Raw genomic sequence first — 16,620 nt, forward strand, 5'->3', positions numbered from 1 at the left:
CCTGCGGTATAGCACGGGTCCCCTGCTAACGCGCGCCTCCAGGAGCGGCTCGCGGATGATCGGGAGGCGATCCTCAAGGAGAGCCTGATGCCGTCAGACCGAGGGGTACGCCCGCGCGCTCTACGAGGGCGCGAGTCAGCTCGTCGGCGACCAGGTCGAGGCACCGCTGGCCGCCCGGCTCGCCCGGCAGAAGGTGCTCGCCCGGCCCAATCCGCCGCTGCTGGTGGCGGTGCTCGACCACACGGTGCTGGAGCGCCCGGTCGGCGGGCCGAAGGTGATGCGGGAGCAGTTGCTGCACCTGATGGAGGTGGGGCGTCGGATCAAGGTGCACCTGCACATCGTGCCGAAGGGGGTGGGCGCGTATCCGGGGCTGAACGGTGCCTTCGTGATCGCCACCCCGCCGGAGGGCGACGACATCGCCTACCTCGACAACCAGATGCGCGGCACCACCGTGGAACGCACTGTGGACGTAAACTCGCTTCGGCAGAACTGGGAGGCTGTTCGGGCCGAGGCGTTGCCCCACGGGGCCACCCTAAAGATGATCTCGGAGGCGGCGGAAGCATGGACCTGACCGGTGCGATCTGGCGCAAGAGCACCCGCAGCAGTGGCAACCAGGGCGACTGCGTGGAGGTGGCCGACAACCTGGCGCAGGTCGTCGGCGTGCGCGACAGCAAGGACCGGCAGGGGCCGGTGCTCACCTTCACGCCCGAGACCTGGCGAGCCTTCGTGCAGTCCATCAAGAGCCGCTGACCCCGCCCCGTCGCGCGGCCTTGCCGGTCAAGTTACCTGCCGGTAGCGTGCGGGCATGACCATCGACTCGCGTCAGGTGGCGGCTGCCATGCTCCAGGCGGTGCCCTTCGCCCGTACGCTCGGCTTCGAATTCGTCGAGGTGGCACCGGAGGCGCAAGGCTCGGTCCGGGCCGTGGTGCGCTTGCCCGACTCGCCGGCCACCCACAACCACGTCGGCGGTCCGCACGCCGGGGCCGTGTTCACGCTCGGCGAGACCGCCTCCGGCGCGGTGGTGATGGCCGCGTTCGGGCACCTGCTCGACCGGGCCACGCCGCTGGCGGTGCGCGCCGAGATCGCGTACCGCAAGCTCGCACTGGGCCCGGTGCTGGCGACGGCGCGGCTCGGTCGCCCGCCGGCCGAGGTGATCGCGGAGCTGGAGGCCGGTGAGCGGCCGGAGTTCCCGGTACGCGTGGAGATCGCCACCGCCGACGGCAGGCCGACCTCGGAGATGACCGTCATCTGGACGCTGCGCCCGAACTGACGAGGCCCGTGCCGGCCCACGTGGGAAAAGCGCAGCCGCCCGCCGTCGCCCTCCGGCGTGATGTCGAAGCGACTGCGCGCCGCGCCCAGGTCGGTCGAAGTGCGTTTGCGGGCTGGTGACCGTGGATAGATTGGTACGGTGCTCGGCCTGCCTGATCATGTGACCGCTTGTCTCTTCGACCTGGACGGTGTGCTGACGCAGACCGCCCGGCTGCACAACGCCGCCTGGACCGAGACCTTCGACGACTTCCTGCGGCGGCACGCGGCCACCACCGGTGAGCCCTTCCGGCCGTTCGATCCCGGTCCGGACTACCACCGCTACGTCGACGGGCGGCCCCGCCTGGACGGCGTCCGCACCTTCCTCGCCTCACGGGGCATCACGCTGCCGGAGGGTACGCCGGAGGACCCGCCGGGCGCGCAGACCGTGTACGGCCTGGGAAACCGCAAGAACACGCTGGTGCTGGAACGGATGCGCACCGCCGGAGTGGACGTCTACCCCGGCTCGGTGGCGTACCTCAGGGCGGTGCGGGACGCGGGGCTGCGTCGGGCGGTGGTCACCGCCAGCGCCAACGGCCGGGACGTACTGGCCGTCGCCGGGCTGGAGCCGTTGCTGGAAGCCCGGGTGGACGGGCTGACCGCACGGGCCGAAGGGCTGCGCGGCAAGCCTGCGCCGGACACCTTCCTCGCCGGGGCGAAGCTGCTCGGCGTCGAACCCGCGCACGCGGTGGTGTTCGAGGACGCGCTGGCCGGTGTCGCCGCCGGGAGGGCCGGCGGGTTCGGGTACGTGGTGGGGGTGGACCGGGCCGGTCAGGCCGACGAGTTGCGGAAGCACGGCGCAGACGTGGTGGTCGCCGACCTCGCCGACCTGCTCGCCGGACGGCACGAATGATCCGGGAGCGCGCGTACCCGGTCGAGCCGTGGCACGTGCGGGAGACCCGGCTCGACATGGACGTGCTCGCCCAGTCCGAGTCGGTGTTCGCCCTCTCCAACGGGCACGTCGGGCTACGCGGCAACCTGGACGAGGGTGAGCCGCACGGGTTGCCCGGCACGTACCTGAACTCGTTCTACGAGTTGCGCCCGCTGCCGTACGCGGAGGCGGGTTTCGGTTTTCCGGAGTCCGGTCAGACGATCGTCAACGTCACCAACGGCAAGCTGATCCGGCTGTTGGTCGACGACGAGCCGCTCGACGTGCGGTACGGCGAGGTGCTCGCCCACGAGCGGGTGCTCGACCTGCGGGCCGGGACGCTGCACCGCTCGCTGCACTGGCGCTCGCCCGCCGGACGCGAGGTGCGGGTGAACACGACCCGGCTGGTCTCGTTCCGGCAGCGTTCGGTCGCCGCCATCCGCTACGAGGTGGAAGTGGCCGACGGCAAGCCGTTGCGGCTGATCGTCCAGTCGGAACTGGTGGCCAACGAGACGCTGCCGCCGCAGAGCCGCGACCCCCGGGTGGCCGCGGTGCTGGAGTCGCCGCTGGAGGCCGAGGAGGAGTTGACCACCGAGGACGGTGGACTGCTGATCCACCGGACCAAGGTGTCCGGCCTGCGGGTCGCCGCCGCGATGGAGCACGAGGTCGACTCGCCCGCACGGACCACGGTGGAGTCCGAGGGGTACGAGGACTGGGTGCGGACCACCGTCGGTTGCGTGCTGGAGCCGGGCCAGACGCTCCGCGTGGTGAAGTACCTGACCTACGGCTGGTCCAGCCGCCGGTCGTTGCCCGCCCTGCGGGACCAGGTCGGTGCCGCGCTCGCCGCCGCGCGACTGGACGGCTGGGATGGTCTGGTCCGGGAGCAGCGGGAATACCTGGACGAGTTCTGGGACGCCGCCGACGTGGAGGTCGAGGGCGATCCGGAGGTGCAGCAGGCGGTCCGGTTCGGGCTGTTCCACGTGCTCCAGGCCGGTGCCCGCGCGGAACGGCGGCCGATCAGCGCCAAGGGGCTCACCGGTCCCGGGTACGACGGGCACGCGTTCTGGGACACCGAGATGTTCGTGCTGCCGGTGCTCACGTACACCCATCCGGCAGCGGTGCGGGACGCGCTGTACTGGCGGTTCTCCACACTGGAGCAGGCACACGAGCGGGCCCGGACGCTCAACCTCCAGGGTGCGGCCTTCCCCTGGCGCACCATCGGCGGGTCGGAGTCGTCCGGCTACTGGCCGGCGGGCACCGCCGCGTTCCACGTCGCCGCCGGTATCGCCGACGCGCTGCGGCGGTACGTGCTGGTCAGCGGCGACCGGCAACTGGAGCGGGAGATCGGGCTGACCCTGCTGGTGGAGACCGCCCGGCTGTGGCGTTCGCTCGGGCACCACGACCGCAACGGCCAGTTCCACATCGACGGGGTGACCGGCCCGGACGAGTACACCGCGGTGAAGAACGACAACATCTACACGAACCTGATGGCCCAGCGGAACCTACAGACCGCCGCCGAGGTGGCGATGCGCTACCGCGACGACGCGTTCCATCTCGGCGTCACCGACGAGGAGGCCGCCGCCTGGCGCGACGCCGCGTCGGCCATGCACATCCCGTACGACGACGAGATCGACGTGCACCAGCAGGTGGAGGGCTTCACCCGGCTCCAGGAGTGGGACTTCGTCGACACCCCGTCGGACAAGTACCCGCTGCTGCTGCACTACCCGTACTTCGACCTGTACCGCAAGCAGGTGGTCAAGCAGGCCGACCTGGTGCTGGCGATGCACTGGCGCGGGGACGCGTTCACGCCCGAGGAGAAGTTGCGCAACTTCCTCTACTACGAGCGGCGTACCGTCCGGGACTCCTCGCTCTCCGCCTGCACCCAGGCGGTGCTGGCGGCCGACGTCGGCTATCCCGAGCTGGCGCACAGCTATCTGCGTGAGGCCGCGCTGATGGACCTGCACGACCTGAACGAGAACACCCGCGACGGGGTGCACATGGCCTCGCTCGCCGGGGCGTGGATCGCACTCGTGGCCGGCTTCGGGGGCCTGCGGGACCATGACGGAGTGCCGTCGTTCGCGCCACGCCTGTCCAGCGGGTTGAGCCGGTTGTCGTTCTCGCTCCAGTGGTGCGGCATGCGGCTCCGCGTCGACGTGCATCCGCACGAGACGACGTACTCGCTGCACCACGCCGCGCACGACGCGGTGATGGAGGTCCGCCACTACGGCAAGTCGATCCGCGTCACCTGCGACGAGGCGGTCACCGTACCGATCCCGCCGGCTGCCGAGGACCTGCCGACGCCTGAGCAGGCCCCGGGTCGGGCACCGCTGCTCCGGCTCCCGGAGCCGCCCACCTGAGTCGCGTCGCGGCGGCCCGCCGATCCGTCGACGCGGTCAGCTCGACAGGGGCCGTCGACCTGCTCGACCCGTCGACCTGCTCGATCAGCGGTCCGCCGGTCTGCTCGACCGGCGGACCGTCGGTCGACGCCGCTCAGATCGGCTCGCCCTGGGACGGGCGGCCGGTGGCGTCGTGCGGCGTCCTCGCCCGGGGATCGTCGGCGTCACGTGCCTGGGCCGCCTCGTCCGCCCAGTCCCGTCCGCGTCGGGTGTCCTGTTCGCGCCGCTCGCGATCGGCGGCCTTCTGCACGGGCTCACGGTGATGCGGCATGACGGTCCTCGCGATCTGCTCGCCGACGCCACAGGCGTCGGTCCGTCTGCGGTCTCCCGTCGGCTACCCGCCGTCCCGAGCCACAAACGCGCGTGCGGTGCGCCGACCGGGGTATGCGAGGGGCCGGGAGGCGAGATGGACGTACGCGGTGGCGAGGTGACGATCCCGGCGGGTGCGGTGGACCTGACAGGCGACCTGCTGGTGCCGACCGGGGCGACCGGCGCGGTGTTGTTCGCGCACGGCAGCGGCAGTTCCCGGCACAGTCCCCGCAACGTCTCGGTGGCCCACCGGCTCACCTCGGACGGGCTCGGCACCGTGCTGGTCGACCTGCTCACCTCCGACGAGGACGAGGTGGACGCGGTCACCGCCGAGCTGCGCTTCGACATAGGACTGTTGGCCGACCGGCTGGCCGCGACCCTGGACTGGCTGGTCGCCGAGCGGCCCTTCGGCGCGGTGCCGATCGGCCTCTTCGGCGCCAGCACGGGTGCCGCCGCCGCCCTGATCGCGGCGACGCGGCGGCCCGACGTGGTCCGTGCCGTGGTGTCCCGAGGCGGTCGGCCCGATCTGGCCGGAGCCGCCCTGGGCGAGGTGCACGCCGCCACCCTGCTGCTCGTCGGCGGCCGGGACGAGCAGGTGATCACGCTCAACGAGCAGGCCCGGGACCGGATGACCGCGCCGACCGAGCTGCGGGTGGTGCCCGGTGCGACGCACCTCTTCGCCGAACCCGGGACGCTGGAACAGGTGGCCGACGCGGCGGCCGGCTGGTTCCGCGACCACCTGAATCCTCGGGTCTACGCGCGAAGCTGAGGTCAGACCTTGCGGACCGTCCGGCGGGCCCGGGACCGAGCCGTGCGCCCCCGGATGATCCTCGACCACCGTTGCTTCGCCGCAGCGGTCTGGCGCTGCTGTTGCACGCTGTCGACGACCCGCCAGACGACGGCGGCGATCGGGACCGCGACGAAGGCACCGGCGATGCCGGCGATGAGCGTGCCGGCGGTGACCGCGAGCAGGATCACCACCGGGTGCAACCGGACCTGCCGCTTCATGATCAGTGGTTCGAGCAGGTTGCCCTCGATCTGTTGCACGGCGATCACCGCGGCCAGGGTGAGCAGTGCGGTGGTGGGGCCGTTGGCGGCCAGCGCCACCAGCACCGCGACCGCACCGGCCACGGTGGCGCCGATGATCGGCACGAAGCCGCCGAAGAACGTGATCAGGGCCAGCGGGAAGGCCAACGGCACCCCGAGCAGCACCAGCGCCAGACCGATACCGATGGCGTCGATCGCCGCGATCAGCATCGTGCCCCGACTGTACGAGCCGAGCGTGCGCCAGCCGACGCGGCCCGCCTCGGCGGCGATCTCCCGGTTGGGTCCACCCGCCCGGCGCAGCGTCCAGTGCCACATCGACCGGCCGTCCTTGAGCAGGAAGAAGAGCAGCACCAGGGCGAGCAGGATGGAGCCGAAGACCTCGGCCACCGTCTGCGCGCTGGCGACCGGGTCGACCTCCTGCTGGCTGAGCGCCTGGCGGAGCTGGTCGACGAGGCCGTCGAGCTGCTCGTCGGTGACCGGCAGGGTGGAGGTGACGAAGTCGCGGCTGCGTTCCAGGCCCTCCCGCAGTTCGTCGCCCAGCTCGCTGAACTGGCCGGCGGTCATGTTCCAGACCAGCACGCCCACGCCGAACAGGACGCCGAGCAGGAGCAGGACGGTGAGCAGGGCGGCCAGCGCGGCGGGCAGTCGCAGGCGGCGCAACGCGAGTTGGAGCGGATCGAGCAGCGCGGCCAGGAAGAAGGTGGCGGCCAGCGCGATGGCCAGCGGCGTGACGAGCATGGTGATCCGGGCCAGCAGGTAGAGGCCGGCGGCGATGACCACCAGGCAGGCGCTCCAGACCACCGCCGTACGCACCAGCCAGGGCAGGGCCGCCCAGGTCTGTCTCGGCCCGGCACTGCGCCGCGTCGACTCCTCGGGCCTGAGCCCGTCACCCCGTGCGACCACGTCGGCCTCCTCTTCCCGGCGAGGTCGGTACCCGGACGGTGCCCGTCCGACACCGGTCCACGCTAGGTTCCCGCTCGACGCGCCGGAGGAGGTTCGCGCTATCTGCCTGTCACGGCAGAACCGGTCGGTACGCGGGTGCCGCCCGCCCACCGACCACGATGGGCATCTCGCGGGTCTGCTCGACGCCGCCGAGCGCGGTCAACGGCAGCACCGACTCGCGCTCATCGACCTGCGGCAGCAGTGCGGAGAGGGCCTCGTCGCGCAGGCTGCGTGCCGCTGCGGCGGCCAGCTCGGCGGCTCGCCAGCGCTCCTGCGCCTGCTCGTGGGCCGCCTGCTGGCGCGCGAAGAGGTGGTCGCGTACCGCCCGGCGCAGCGCCAGCTCCTGCTCGACCGGGTGCAGTCGCGGGTCCCAGCCCCGGTGGGCGAAGACGTCGCTGAGCTGTTCCACCGACAGCTCCCGCCGCCAGTACGCCTCCATGGCCGCCCGGTGCAGCCAGCGCTCCCGGTCGGCGTACTCGGCGGGGGTGCGCGGGGTCTGCGGCAGCGGCATCCCGGTCGCCGCGGTGAGCCGGCGGACGTCCGCCTCCGCCTTCTCGTACGTCTGCCACGCTCGTTCGGCCTCGTCCTGCGCGGTGAGCCACTCCTCGCGGCGGCGACGGGCCGTCGCGTCGGCCCGGTCGGCGGCGACGGCCACCTCCTCCGCCCAGCGATCCTGGTCCCGCTGTTCCTCGGTGTGCTCGGTGCGACTCGGCAGCGCCGCCTCGCGGATCCGGGCGCCCGCGTCGAACCGCAGGAGGTGGCGGGGGCGCAGCAGCAGGGCGGCGATGGCGAGGATCACCACGCCGAGCAGGCTCAGCCAGATCACGGCGGCCAGGGGGACGTCGGGCAGGACGTGGGAGAGAGCGGTTCGCATCATCAACACCTCTCGCGGTCGGATGAGGGTCGTCGACTGGGGGAAGGTCTGTGGTCGCCGAGGCGGCGACAGGACGGTGCGCGGGTCCGCGAGTGCCCGGGGCGGTCGGCGCCGGTGCGTCGGCCGGGTCCGGCGTTCGGGCCGGGTCGGCGGACGGTCGCGTGGGCCGGTGGGGCGTCCTGAGGCGGGCCGTCGGTCAGGCGGCCGGTGGGCCGCGCCGGGTCGGCTCGCCGTGGCCGACGGCGGGGCGTGGCGCGGCGAGCCGGTGGACCGTGGTGGTGGCGGCCGAGCCGGCCCCGGCGGAGGGCGCGGGCCGGGTCGGCGGCGCGGTCGGGGCCGTGTGCTGCGTCGGTGACGTCGACAGCGTGCCGGAGGCCCGCACCTGCTCGGTGACCGGTGCGACGGTGCCCGGCCAGGTCGGCAGGTCGGCGGTGACGGACCAGGCGTGATGACCGGCGACGGCGTGGGCCGTCTGGTCGCCGGCCGGGCGCAGCGGCAGGTCGGCGGCGGCGGTGCCGAGGCCGACCGCCAGCACGAGGGCGGCCAGCGCGAGTCGGGTCAGCTCCCGCAACGTGCGCAGCGTCGCCGGCCACAGGGGACGGGCGAGCGCGACGGACGACACGAGTCCAACCTATCGTCCCCGTGCCCAGAACGCATGGGCCCGAGCGGAATCCGGTCGGTGAACCACGCCACGTAGTCCACTGTGGATGGCAGGTCGGGTCAGTCGGTGAACAGGGCCAGCAGGTCGCCGACCTGGCGGTCGGCCTCGGCCGGGTGGCGGAACCGGCCGGCCGGGTTGAGGGTGTACTCGTTGCGGCGACCCACCCGGGTGCGGTGCAGATAGCCGCCCGCCTCCAGGTCGGCGACGATGGCCTGGGCGGCGCGTTCGGTGACGCCCACCTCGCTGGCGACGTCGCGCAGCCGGGCGGTCGGGTTGCGGGCGATGGCGAGCAGCACGTGTGCGTGGTTTGTCAAGAAAGTCCAGTTACGGGTGCTTTCTCGCTCGTCTGAGGTCGCCATGCCCGCCATCGTATGGCCTGCCCCCGTCACGCTCCGGGGCTGCGCTCGCGCCCGTACGCTGCGATTGGCAAGCGTTCTGGAATACATGAAATGCAGATCACGCATAGCTTGACGTGCCTTGCGCTGCGTGTGACGGTTGGTGGCGGTCCGTGGCCAGCGCCGGCCGGGATGACCAGGCATTCCACCGAGAGACGAGGTGACGCCGGATGAGTCGACCCGGAACGATCGGGGCCCAGCCCGGTCCCGAACGCGAGTACCTGACCGCAGACCTTCCCGGCTCGCGGGAGCGGGCCCTCGCCGAGTTGATCGCCGGTAACCGCCGGTTCGTCACCGACACGCTGCGGCACCCCAACCAGAACGCCAGCCACCGGGCCGCGGTCGCCGCCGAGCAGCACCCCTTCGCGGTGATCGTGGGCTGCTCCGACTCCCGGCTCGCTGCGGAGATCATCTTCGACCGTGGGCTGGGTGATCTCTTCGTGGTCCGGACCGCCGGACACACCATCGGCCCCGAGGTGCTGGGCAGCGTCGAGTACGCGGTGAGCGTGCTGCGTACGCCGCTGGTGGTGGTGCTCGGGCACGACTCGTGCGGTGCCGTCCAGGCGGCCCGGGCTGCGGCGGCCACCGGCACCGCGCCGTCGGGGCACCTGCGTGCCGTGGTGGACGCGGTGGTGCCCAGCCTGCGCCGGGCCGAGCAGGCGGGGATCGACGACCTGGACGCGATCGTCGACATCCACATCGCGCAGACCGTCGAGGCGATGCTGGAGTCGTCCGAGGCGCTGGCCGCCGAGGTGGCCGCGGGCGGGTGCGCGGTGGTGGGCATGTCGTACCGGCTGGCCGCCGGTGAGGTGCGGACCGTCGCGGCGGAGCCCGCCGAGATGGCGGGTGTGGTCACGCCCGTGGGCTGACCCGCCGGGCCACGCACCGACACGTACGACGAGGGCCGCTCCGCCGGACGGCGGAGCGGCCCTCGCGGGTCACCGGGACGCTGCTCAGAGCAGCGACACGTGCACGTGGTCCGTGTGGTTGGACGGGCCGCTGTAGGACCGCCACCGGTTCTCGGTCGGGAACCAGATCTGCCGGTTCCAGATCACGTAGTAGATGCCGAGCCGGTCGGCGTTGCGGACCAGGAAGGCCGCCAGGTTGTTGCCGTAGATCCGGGTGTCGTTGTTGTGCCAGGGGCTGAACCCGCTGTTCTGCAACGACCAGTCACACGCCCGGCCCTTGGGGTGCTCGAACTTGTCACCGGGCCGCCAGCAGCCGACGAAGCGGTTGAAGCCGGCGCGCTTGACCTCCTTGTACATGTGCAGCGTGCGCGGCGTGATGCAGCCCGACGTGGTTGGGTCGTTCTGGCTGCACGACTCCGGCTTCCAGCTCCCGTCCGAGGCACGGTTCGGCGCCACCCGGGCGACCGGCGAGGTCGCGGCCACCAGGCCGCCGGTCAGGCTCTCGCCACCGACCAGGCGGAGCGACTTCTCCGCCTCGGTCTTCTTGCGCGCCATGTCGTTGGTCAGCTTCTGCTGTTCGCGCACCTCGGCGTCGGACGCGAGCTTGGCCCGGTCGGCGCGCTCCCGGACCGTGTTGACCTCGCCCAACTTCTTGTCGTTGAACAGGTTCAACTCGTCGAGGGCGGAGGCCCGGTCCATGAACGAGTCCGGAGCGTTGCTCTGCAACAACATCGCTATCGCGCCCACCCGGCCGGTCCGGTACGACTGCGTCGCGATCTCGGCGACCTGTGGCCTGAGCGCTTCCAGGTCGGCCTCTGCGCGGCGCAGTTCGAGGTCGAGCTTGAGCTGTCGCTTCTTGGACTTGTCCAGTTGGTTCTTGGCCTTGGAGAAGTCGCGGTTCGCCGACTCGATCAGGTCGTTGAGCATCGGCGGGTCGTCGTCGTGCTCGGCCGGAGCGGGTGGGTTCGGCGCGGCCATGGCCGGCAGGGGGCCGGCGAACACGGCGAACGCGGCGAACACGGCCACCACGGGTGTCATCCAGCGGCGTAGGGGTGCCGTCACTTCTTTCCCTTCCATCGACCGCCGACCGGGTTAGCTGACGGGTTCGGAACGGAAGTGGCCCCTACCGCTGACGCGGATTCACCCCACCTACCTGGGTCCCCGGCTCGCCTCGCGGCGATTGGGCGGTGGCACCGCAGGCGCCGGTGCGCGCCTTCGGCGGTGACCGGCAGTGAGGTTACCCGACGGTCGATGTCGGTCTCTACGCCCCGAACCCGGCCAGATGCGTCATTTCGTAATCGCGATGAGTGACCAACGACACGGGCACGAACCGTGTCGGCAGGGGCGGTCACGCTGCGGGGTGTCACCATGTGGTGTCCGTGCTCCTGTCCGGGTCGGGCCACCGCGATCCGGTGGCGGGGGGTGTGTCACGCACACGCGCGGTGCTCAGCGCGTGCAGGGCCTCGGTCCGGTCGATGCCGGGCCGGGGAGTCGGGGGAGTGGGACCGTCGCCGTCCGGCCCGTCGTCGGGGCCGCCGGGTTCCGGCGTGTCCCGCCGCCCGGCGGTGACCACCAGCGCGGCCAGTGCGGTCGTCAGCGGTACGGCGGCGACCAGCCCCAGCGTGGCCACCACGCTGCGGACGATCTCCTGGGTGAGGAACTCGCTGGTGATGATCTGGCCGAGCGCGCGGCTGTCGGCGGTGAGCAGGAGCAGCAGCGGCAGCGACGCGCCCGCGTACGCCAGCACGATGGTGTTCACCACCGAGGCGATGTGGGCCCGGCCGACCCGGGTCGCCGACCGGTACAGCTCCCGGCGGGTGAAACCCGGATTGGCGTGCCGCAGCTCGGTCACCGCGGCGGCCTGGGTCACCGTGACGTCGTCGAGCACGCCGAGCGAGCCGATGATGATGCCGGCGAGCAGCAGGCCGTGCAGGTCGACGTCGCCCCGGAACATGGACAGCGTGGTGGCGTCCTCGCTGCCGAAGCCGGTCAGGTGGGTGGCCCGGGTGGCAGCCAGCCCGAGCAGGCCGGTGAGCACCAGGCTGCCGAGGGTGCCGAGGACGGCCACCGAGGTCTGTGCCGAGATGCCGTGCGTCAGGTACAGCACCACGAACATGATCAGTGCCGCGCCGACGATGGCCACCACCAGCGGCGGCTGACCGGCGCTGATGCCGGGCAGCACGAAGGTGATCAGGATGGCGAAACTGGCCGCCAGGCCGCCCAGCGCGGCCAGGCCGCGTAGCCGTCCGAAGGCCACGATGGCGGCGGCGAACAGCACCGCGAGCCAGATCAGCGGCTTGCCCCGCTGGTGCTCGGCGATGTTGTAGGAGCTGATCGAGGGGTCCTCGGGATCGATCAGGGAGACCAGGATGATCGCGTCGCCGACGCTGACCGAGGGCGCTCCCGGCCCGTCCGGCAGCGGCGTCTGCACGTCCTGACCTTCGTCCGGGCCGCTGTCGACCCGGACGGTCACCGTGCCGCACTGCCGCCCGGCCGTGGTCGGGGTGCCCTCGGGCACGACCGGGTTCGGTGGGCAGGGCTCGTTCACCACCCGGGTGACCGTGCCGTGATAGCGGGGCAGGTCGTCGGCGGCCTCGGGTCGGGGTGGGTCCGAGGGCCAGAGCACGAGCGCGGCGACCAGGGTGACGAGGAAGAGGGGGACCACCGTCACGATGAGGATCCGCCGCACCCGGGGTGGGGTGGGCGGAGCGGAACGGGTGTGGTCGGCGCCCATTCATTGTCTCCCAACGATTCCAAGGCGAACTACGTACCGGCGGTCGAGATGGTTCAGCGACGCCGACAGGCCGCCGCGGCGGGCATCCGGAATGGCCCGAGCGTGGCAGGATGGCTGCGTACCGTGCGGGCGGGTCCGGCTGGCCATCGTGGCGAATGGTAGCCAGATCGGCATCGGAACGCAGGTCGCGAGCGTGTGTCGCAAGCCGGGTGCCGGGGAGACGACACCCGGCCGGGCGTACGGGTGGGGCGGGTCAGCCGCGCTTCATCAGGCGACCGACGGCGGCCATCATCTCGGAGGCCATCTCGTCGGCGCGGCCCTCGGCGGCGCCCTCGTGCATGCAGTGCCGGGCGTGCCCGTCGAGCAGGCCGAGCGCGACCTTGTCCAGCGCGGCCTGGATCGCGGAGATCTGGGTGAGCACGTCGATGCAGTAGCGGTCCTCGTCGACCATCTTCTCCACGCCGCGTACCTGACCCTCGACACGACGCAGCCGGGCGAGCAGTTGGTCCTTGCTGGCGGTGTAGCCACGGATCGGCGCGGGTGTGCTCATGAACACGAGGATAACGTACCCCCTGGGGGTATGGTACGGTCACCGTCGTGGATACCCCCCGAGGGTATTTGACGGGGTGCCCGGCCCGCTGGACGGGCCCGGAGAGGAGAGTTGCCATGGTCACCACGACGTACCAGGTGCAGGGCATGACCTGCGGCCACTGCGTCAGCGCGGTCAGCGCCGAGGTCGGCGCGCTCCCCGGTGTCGCCGACGTCCGGGTCGACCTGGCCAGCGGCCAGGTCACCGTCACCAGCGAGCAGCCCCTGGACCCGGCCGCCGTCCGGGCCGCCGTCGACGAGGCCGGCTACGAGTTGGTCGCCGCCTGAGGCGACCGGAGACCGAGGTGACCCGATGAACACGGCGACGAAGGTGAGCGGCTTCGCGCTCGGCCTCGCGGCGGTGTTCGCCGCCGCGTACGGGGTGGGTCAGGTGACCGGCCCGACGGACCCGATCGCCGTGCCCGGCCACGTGGGCGCGGCCGGTCACGGCGACGGGCCGGACCAGGGCGGACACGACGAGGACGCCGGACACGACGCGGGCGCGGCCCGGCACCTGCCCGGCGGGCTGCTCGTCTCCGAGCGCGGCCACACCCTCGTGCCGGTCGACGCCCCGGCCGGGGAGTTCGCCTTCCGGATCACCGGGCCGGACAACCGGCCGGTGACCGGGTACGACGTGGTGCACGACAAGCCGATGCACCTGATCGTCGCCCGGCGTGACCTCTCCGGCTTCCGCCACGTGCACCCCGAGCTGACGCCGGACGGCACCTGGCGGGTCGCCACGCCGCTGACCGGGCCCGGGGTGTGGCGGGCGTTCGCCGACTTCACCCCGACCGGCGGCGAGCCGCTGACGCTCGGTGTCGACGTGACCGTCCCCGGCGCGCTGACCGAGCAGCCGTTGCCCGCCCCGGCCCGCACCGCCACGGTCGACGGCTACACGGTGACCCTGGACGGCACGCCGCAGCCGGGCCACCCGTCCACGCTGACGCTGACCGTCGCGCGCGACGGCGTACCCGTCACCGACCTGGAGCCGTACCTCGGGGCGTACGGGCACCTGGTCGCGCTGCGGCAGGGCGACCTGGCGTACCTGCACGTGCACCCGGAGGGGGTGCCGGGCGACGGGCACACCCCACCCGGGCCACGGGTGAGCTTCGCCACCGAGTTCCCGTCCGCCGGTGCCTACCGGCTCTATCTCGACTTCCGCCACGGCGGGGTGGTACGCACCGCCGAGTTCACCGTGCACGTCGGCGATCCGGTGCACGTCCCGGTCGGCCCCACCGCCGCACCGCACGACGGGCACGGTACGCCCGGACACGGGCACGACTGAGGGACCAGCCATGACCACGAGTCGACCCCTGCCCACCGCAGCGAACCTGATCGAGTTGTCCATCGGCGGCATGACCTGCGCGTCCTGCGCCGCCCGCATCGAGAAGAAGCTGAATCGCCTGGACGGCGTGCAGGCCAGCGTCAACTACGCCACCGAGAAGGCCACCGTCTCCTACGCCGACCCGGTCACCCCGCACGAGTTGATCGCCACGGTCGAGAAGACCGGCTACACGGCGGCGGTGCCGCCGCCCCGACAGGATCCGCCGCCGGCCGCCGAGCCGGTGGACGAGCTGCGGGTACTGCGTACCCGGCTCTGGGTGTCGGTGGTGTTGACCGTGCCGGTGATCGCGTTGGCCATGGTGCCGGCCTGGCAGTTCACCTACTGGCAGTGGCTGTCGCTGACGCTGGCCGCCCCGGTGGTGGTCTACGGCGGTCTGCCGTTCCACCGGGCCGCCCTGGTAAACCTGCGGCACGGCGCGGCGACCATGGACACGCTGGTCTCGGTGGGCACGCTCGCCGCGTTCGGCTGGTCGGTCTGGGCGCTGTTCCTGGGGACCGCCGGCACGCCCGGCATGACCCACCCGTTCAGCTTCGCGATCAGCCGGACCGACGGCACCGGCCACATCTATCTGGAGGCGGCGGCCGGAGTCACCGCGTTCATCCTCGCCGGTCGGTACTTCGAGGCTCGCGCGAAGCGCACCGCGGGCGCGGCGCTGCGGGCGTTGCTGGAGCTGGGCGCCAAGGACGTCGCCGTGCTGCGCGACGGGATGGAGATCCGGATCCCGGTCGACGAACTCGCGGTGGGGGACCGGTTCGTGGTGCGGCCCGGCGAGAAGATCGCCACCGACGGCACGGTGCACGAGGGCACCTCGGCGGTCGACGCCAGCATGGTCACCGGCGAGTCGGTACCGGTCGAGGTGGGGGTCGGCGACACCGTGGTCGGCGGCTGCGTCAACGCCGGTGGCCGCCTGGTGGTCACCGCCACCCGGGTCGGTGCCGACACCCAACTCGCCCAGATGGCCCGGCTGGTCGAGCAGGCACAGACCGGCAAGGCCGCCGCGCAGCGGCTCGCCGACCGCATCTCCGGGATCTTCGTCCCGATCGTGATCGCCCTGGCCGTCGGCACGCTGGGCTGGTGGCTGGGGTCCGGTGCCGGACCGACGGCGGCCTTCACCGCCGCCGTGGCGGTGCTGATCATCGCCTGCCCGTGCGCCCTGGGCCTGGCCACGCCGACCGCGCTGCTGGTCGGCACCGGGCGGGGCGCGCAGTTCGGCGTACTGATCAAGGGACCGGAGGCGCTGGAGTCCACCCGGCGGGTGGAGACCGTGGTGCTGGACAAGACCGGCACCGTCACCACCGGCCGGATGACCCTGCTCGACGTCCACCCGGGCGAGGGTGAGCAGCGGGCCGAGGTGCTGCGGCTGGCCGCCGCGCTGGAGTCCGGCTCCGAGCACCCGATCGCCCGGGCGATCGTGGCCGGCGCCGCCGAGTCGGGCGAACTGCCTCCGGTCACCGGGTTCGCCAACGCCGAGGGACTGGGCGTGACCGGCACGGTGGACGGCCGTGCGGTGCTGCTCGGCCGCTCCCGACTGCTGCGCGAGCGGGGGATGGACGTACCCGAGGACCTGGTGCGGGCGGCGACCGAGGCGGAGGCGGCCGGACGTACCGCCGTGCTGGTCGGCTGGGCGGGACGGGCGCGCGGCATGCTCGCGGTGGCCGACCAGGTCAAGCCCACCAGCCGGGAGGCGGTCCGTCGGCTCCGCGCCCTCGGCCTGACCCCGGTGCTGCTCACCGGCGACAACACCACCGTCGCGCGGGCGGTCGCCGCCGAGGTCGGCATCGACGAGGTGATCGCCGAGGTGCTGCCGACCGAGAAGGTCGAGGTGGTCGCGCGGTTGCAGGCCGACGGCCGGGCGGTGGCGATGGTCGGCGACGGGGTCAACGACGCCGCCGCGCTCGCCCAGGCCGACCTGGGGTTGGCCATGGGCAGCGGTACGGACGTGGCGATCGAGGCCTCCGACCTGACCCTGGTCCGTGACGACCTGCTGGCGGCGGTGGACGCCATCCGGCTCGCCCGCGGCACCCTCGGCACGATCAAGGGGAACCTGTTCTGGGCGTTCGCCTACAACGTGGCGGCCCTGCCGCTGGCCGCCGCCGGGCTGCTGAACCCGATGATCGCCGGTGCGGCGATGGCCTTCTCCTCGGTCTTCGTGGTGGCCAACAGTCTGCGGCTACGCCGCTTCCGACCGATTTCTTCGAACCGGGATGGTTCCGGTGCGGTTCGGCTGGGTACCTGACCCGTGTAGCAA

Annotated in this window: 17 protein-coding genes, 1 pseudogene and 1 riboswitch; of the genes and pseudogenes, 10 read left to right on the plus strand and 8 right to left on the minus strand. The window is 72.4% G+C overall.

The genetic code is table 11. From position 1 onward, the window contains the following. Positions 1–106: 106 nt before the first annotated feature. The 5 genes and pseudogenes from ACIBMZ_RS09935 to ACIBMZ_RS09955 all read left to right on the plus strand — a co-directional run. A pseudogene (locus ACIBMZ_RS09935) lies at positions 107–571 on the plus strand (DUF5753 domain-containing protein); the annotation flags it as partial. Beyond that, complete coding sequence (locus ACIBMZ_RS09940; RefSeq protein WP_396692196.1) at positions 562–750, plus strand: DUF397 domain-containing protein; 189 nt, start codon at positions 562–564, stop codon at positions 748–750. The pseudogene ACIBMZ_RS09935 and the gene ACIBMZ_RS09940, both read left to right, overlap by 10 nt. Before the next feature lie 55 nt (positions 751–805). Next, entirely contained in the window at positions 806–1,270 is a 465-nt protein-coding gene (locus tag ACIBMZ_RS09945) for a DUF4442 domain-containing protein (protein ID WP_396692197.1), read from the plus strand. Between the two features lie 138 nt (positions 1,271–1,408). Further along, positions 1,409–2,158, plus strand: coding sequence for a beta-phosphoglucomutase family hydrolase (locus tag ACIBMZ_RS09950; RefSeq protein ID WP_396692198.1), 750 nt, complete (start codon positions 1,409–1,411; stop codon positions 2,156–2,158). Then, entirely contained in the window at positions 2,155–4,530 is a 2,376-nt protein-coding gene (locus ACIBMZ_RS09955; protein ID WP_396692199.1) for a glycoside hydrolase family 65 protein, read from the plus strand. Before ACIBMZ_RS09950 ends, ACIBMZ_RS09955 begins: the two co-directional genes overlap by 4 nt. A 133-nt stretch (positions 4,531–4,663) precedes the next feature. Here ACIBMZ_RS09955 and ACIBMZ_RS09960 read toward each other — a convergent pair whose 3' ends face one another. Beyond that, positions 4,664–4,840 carry a hypothetical protein gene (locus tag ACIBMZ_RS09960; protein WP_396692200.1) on the minus strand — a complete coding sequence of 59 codons (177 nt, stop codon included), beginning with the start codon at positions 4,838–4,840 and terminating at the stop codon, positions 4,664–4,666. 135 nt (positions 4,841–4,975) lie between these two features. Here ACIBMZ_RS09960 and ACIBMZ_RS09965 point away from each other — a divergent pair, with 135 nt between their 5' ends. Further along, complete coding sequence (locus ACIBMZ_RS09965; protein ID WP_396692201.1) at positions 4,976–5,647, plus strand: dienelactone hydrolase family protein; 672 nt, start codon at positions 4,976–4,978, stop codon at positions 5,645–5,647. 2 nt (positions 5,648–5,649) lie between these two features. Here ACIBMZ_RS09965 and ACIBMZ_RS09970 read toward each other — a convergent pair whose 3' ends face one another. The 4 genes from ACIBMZ_RS09970 to ACIBMZ_RS09985 form a co-directional block, all read right to left on the minus strand. Beyond that, positions 5,650–6,828, minus strand: coding sequence for an AI-2E family transporter (locus ACIBMZ_RS09970; protein WP_396692202.1), 1,179 nt, complete (start codon positions 6,826–6,828; stop codon positions 5,650–5,652). A 109-nt stretch (positions 6,829–6,937) separates the two neighbouring features. Further along, the gene (locus tag ACIBMZ_RS09975) at positions 6,938–7,741 is read right to left on the minus strand and encodes a hypothetical protein (RefSeq protein ID WP_396692203.1); all 804 of its coding nucleotides are present in this window, start codon (positions 7,739–7,741) and stop codon (positions 6,938–6,940) included. A 196-nt stretch (positions 7,742–7,937) separates the two neighbouring features. Further along, positions 7,938–8,363, minus strand: a complete 426-nt coding sequence (locus ACIBMZ_RS09980) for a hypothetical protein (protein WP_396692204.1) — start codon at positions 8,361–8,363, stop codon at positions 7,938–7,940. Positions 8,364–8,461: 98 nt separating this feature from the next. Further along, a complete protein-coding gene (locus ACIBMZ_RS09985) occupies positions 8,462–8,770 on the minus strand; it encodes a helix-turn-helix domain-containing protein (RefSeq protein ID WP_350696112.1) in 309 nt (102 codons plus the stop codon). Positions 8,771–8,967: 197 nt separating this feature from the next. Here ACIBMZ_RS09985 and ACIBMZ_RS09990 point away from each other — a divergent pair, with 197 nt between their 5' ends. Further along, the gene (locus tag ACIBMZ_RS09990) at positions 8,968–9,666 is read left to right on the plus strand and encodes a carbonic anhydrase (RefSeq protein ID WP_396692205.1); all 699 of its coding nucleotides are present in this window, start codon (positions 8,968–8,970) and stop codon (positions 9,664–9,666) included. A gap of 84 nt (positions 9,667–9,750) precedes the next feature. On the opposite strand, the gene ACIBMZ_RS09995 is transcribed toward ACIBMZ_RS09990, so the two are convergent. From ACIBMZ_RS09995 to ACIBMZ_RS10005, 3 genes are all read right to left on the minus strand, one after another. Continuing rightward, positions 9,751–10,767: a coiled-coil domain-containing protein gene (locus ACIBMZ_RS09995; protein ID WP_396692206.1), complete on the minus strand. Its 1,017-nt coding sequence runs from the start codon at positions 10,765–10,767 to the stop codon at positions 9,751–9,753. 3 nt (positions 10,768–10,770) lie between these two features. Next, positions 10,771–10,902, minus strand: a riboswitch (cyclic di-AMP (ydaO/yuaA leader). A gap of 166 nt (positions 10,903–11,068) precedes the next feature. Next, entirely contained in the window at positions 11,069–12,439 is a 1,371-nt protein-coding gene (locus ACIBMZ_RS10000; protein WP_396692207.1) for a YibE/F family protein, read from the minus strand. 253 nt (positions 12,440–12,692) lie between these two features. After that, a complete protein-coding gene (locus ACIBMZ_RS10005; protein ID WP_117230386.1) occupies positions 12,693–12,989 on the minus strand; it encodes a metal-sensitive transcriptional regulator in 297 nt (98 codons plus the stop codon). A gap of 116 nt (positions 12,990–13,105) precedes the next feature. Between ACIBMZ_RS10005 and ACIBMZ_RS10010 the strand changes: the two genes are divergently transcribed. From ACIBMZ_RS10010 to ACIBMZ_RS10020, 3 genes are read left to right on the plus strand one after another with little or no spacing between them, the layout of a single operon-like run. After that, a complete protein-coding gene (locus ACIBMZ_RS10010; protein WP_396692208.1) occupies positions 13,106–13,315 on the plus strand; it encodes a heavy-metal-associated domain-containing protein in 210 nt (69 codons plus the stop codon). 25 nt (positions 13,316–13,340) lie between these two features. Then, positions 13,341–14,312, plus strand: coding sequence for a hypothetical protein (locus tag ACIBMZ_RS10015; protein WP_396692209.1), 972 nt, complete (start codon positions 13,341–13,343; stop codon positions 14,310–14,312). A gap of 10 nt (positions 14,313–14,322) precedes the next feature. Further along, entirely contained in the window at positions 14,323–16,608 is a 2,286-nt protein-coding gene (locus ACIBMZ_RS10020) for a heavy metal translocating P-type ATPase (RefSeq protein ID WP_396692210.1), read from the plus strand. Positions 16,609–16,620 lie beyond the last annotated feature (12 nt).

The organism is Micromonospora sp. NPDC049900, assembly GCF_044461025.1.
In the GTDB taxonomy this organism is placed as follows: Bacteria; Actinomycetota; Actinomycetes; order Mycobacteriales; family Micromonosporaceae; genus Micromonospora.

Coding starts and splice junctions, on each gene's coding strand:
- ACIBMZ_RS09945 (WP_396692197.1), top strand. CDS start 806: ATGACCATCGACTCGCGTCAGGTGGCGGCTGCCATGCTCCAGGCGGTG.
- ACIBMZ_RS10005 (WP_117230386.1), bottom strand. CDS start 12,989: ATGAGCACACCCGCGCCGATCCGTGGCTACACCGCCAGCAAGGACCAA.
- ACIBMZ_RS10000 (WP_396692207.1), bottom strand. CDS start 12,439: ATGGGCGCCGACCACACCCGTTCCGCTCCGCCCACCCCACCCCGGGTG.
- ACIBMZ_RS09990 (WP_396692205.1), top strand. CDS start 8,968: ATGAGTCGACCCGGAACGATCGGGGCCCAGCCCGGTCCCGAACGCGAG.
- ACIBMZ_RS09940 (WP_396692196.1), top strand. CDS start 562: ATGGACCTGACCGGTGCGATCTGGCGCAAGAGCACCCGCAGCAGTGGC.
- ACIBMZ_RS10015 (WP_396692209.1), top strand. CDS start 13,341: ATGAACACGGCGACGAAGGTGAGCGGCTTCGCGCTCGGCCTCGCGGCG.
- ACIBMZ_RS09985 (WP_350696112.1), bottom strand. CDS start 8,770: ATGGCGGGCATGGCGACCTCAGACGAGCGAGAAAGCACCCGTAACTGG.
- ACIBMZ_RS09965 (WP_396692201.1), top strand. CDS start 4,976: ATGGACGTACGCGGTGGCGAGGTGACGATCCCGGCGGGTGCGGTGGAC.
- ACIBMZ_RS09960 (WP_396692200.1), bottom strand. CDS start 4,840: ATGCCGCATCACCGTGAGCCCGTGCAGAAGGCCGCCGATCGCGAGCGG.
- ACIBMZ_RS09975 (WP_396692203.1), bottom strand. CDS start 7,741: ATGCGAACCGCTCTCTCCCACGTCCTGCCCGACGTCCCCCTGGCCGCC.
- ACIBMZ_RS10020 (WP_396692210.1), top strand. CDS start 14,323: ATGACCACGAGTCGACCCCTGCCCACCGCAGCGAACCTGATCGAGTTG.
- ACIBMZ_RS10010 (WP_396692208.1), top strand. CDS start 13,106: ATGGTCACCACGACGTACCAGGTGCAGGGCATGACCTGCGGCCACTGC.
- ACIBMZ_RS09955 (WP_396692199.1), top strand. CDS start 2,155: ATGATCCGGGAGCGCGCGTACCCGGTCGAGCCGTGGCACGTGCGGGAG.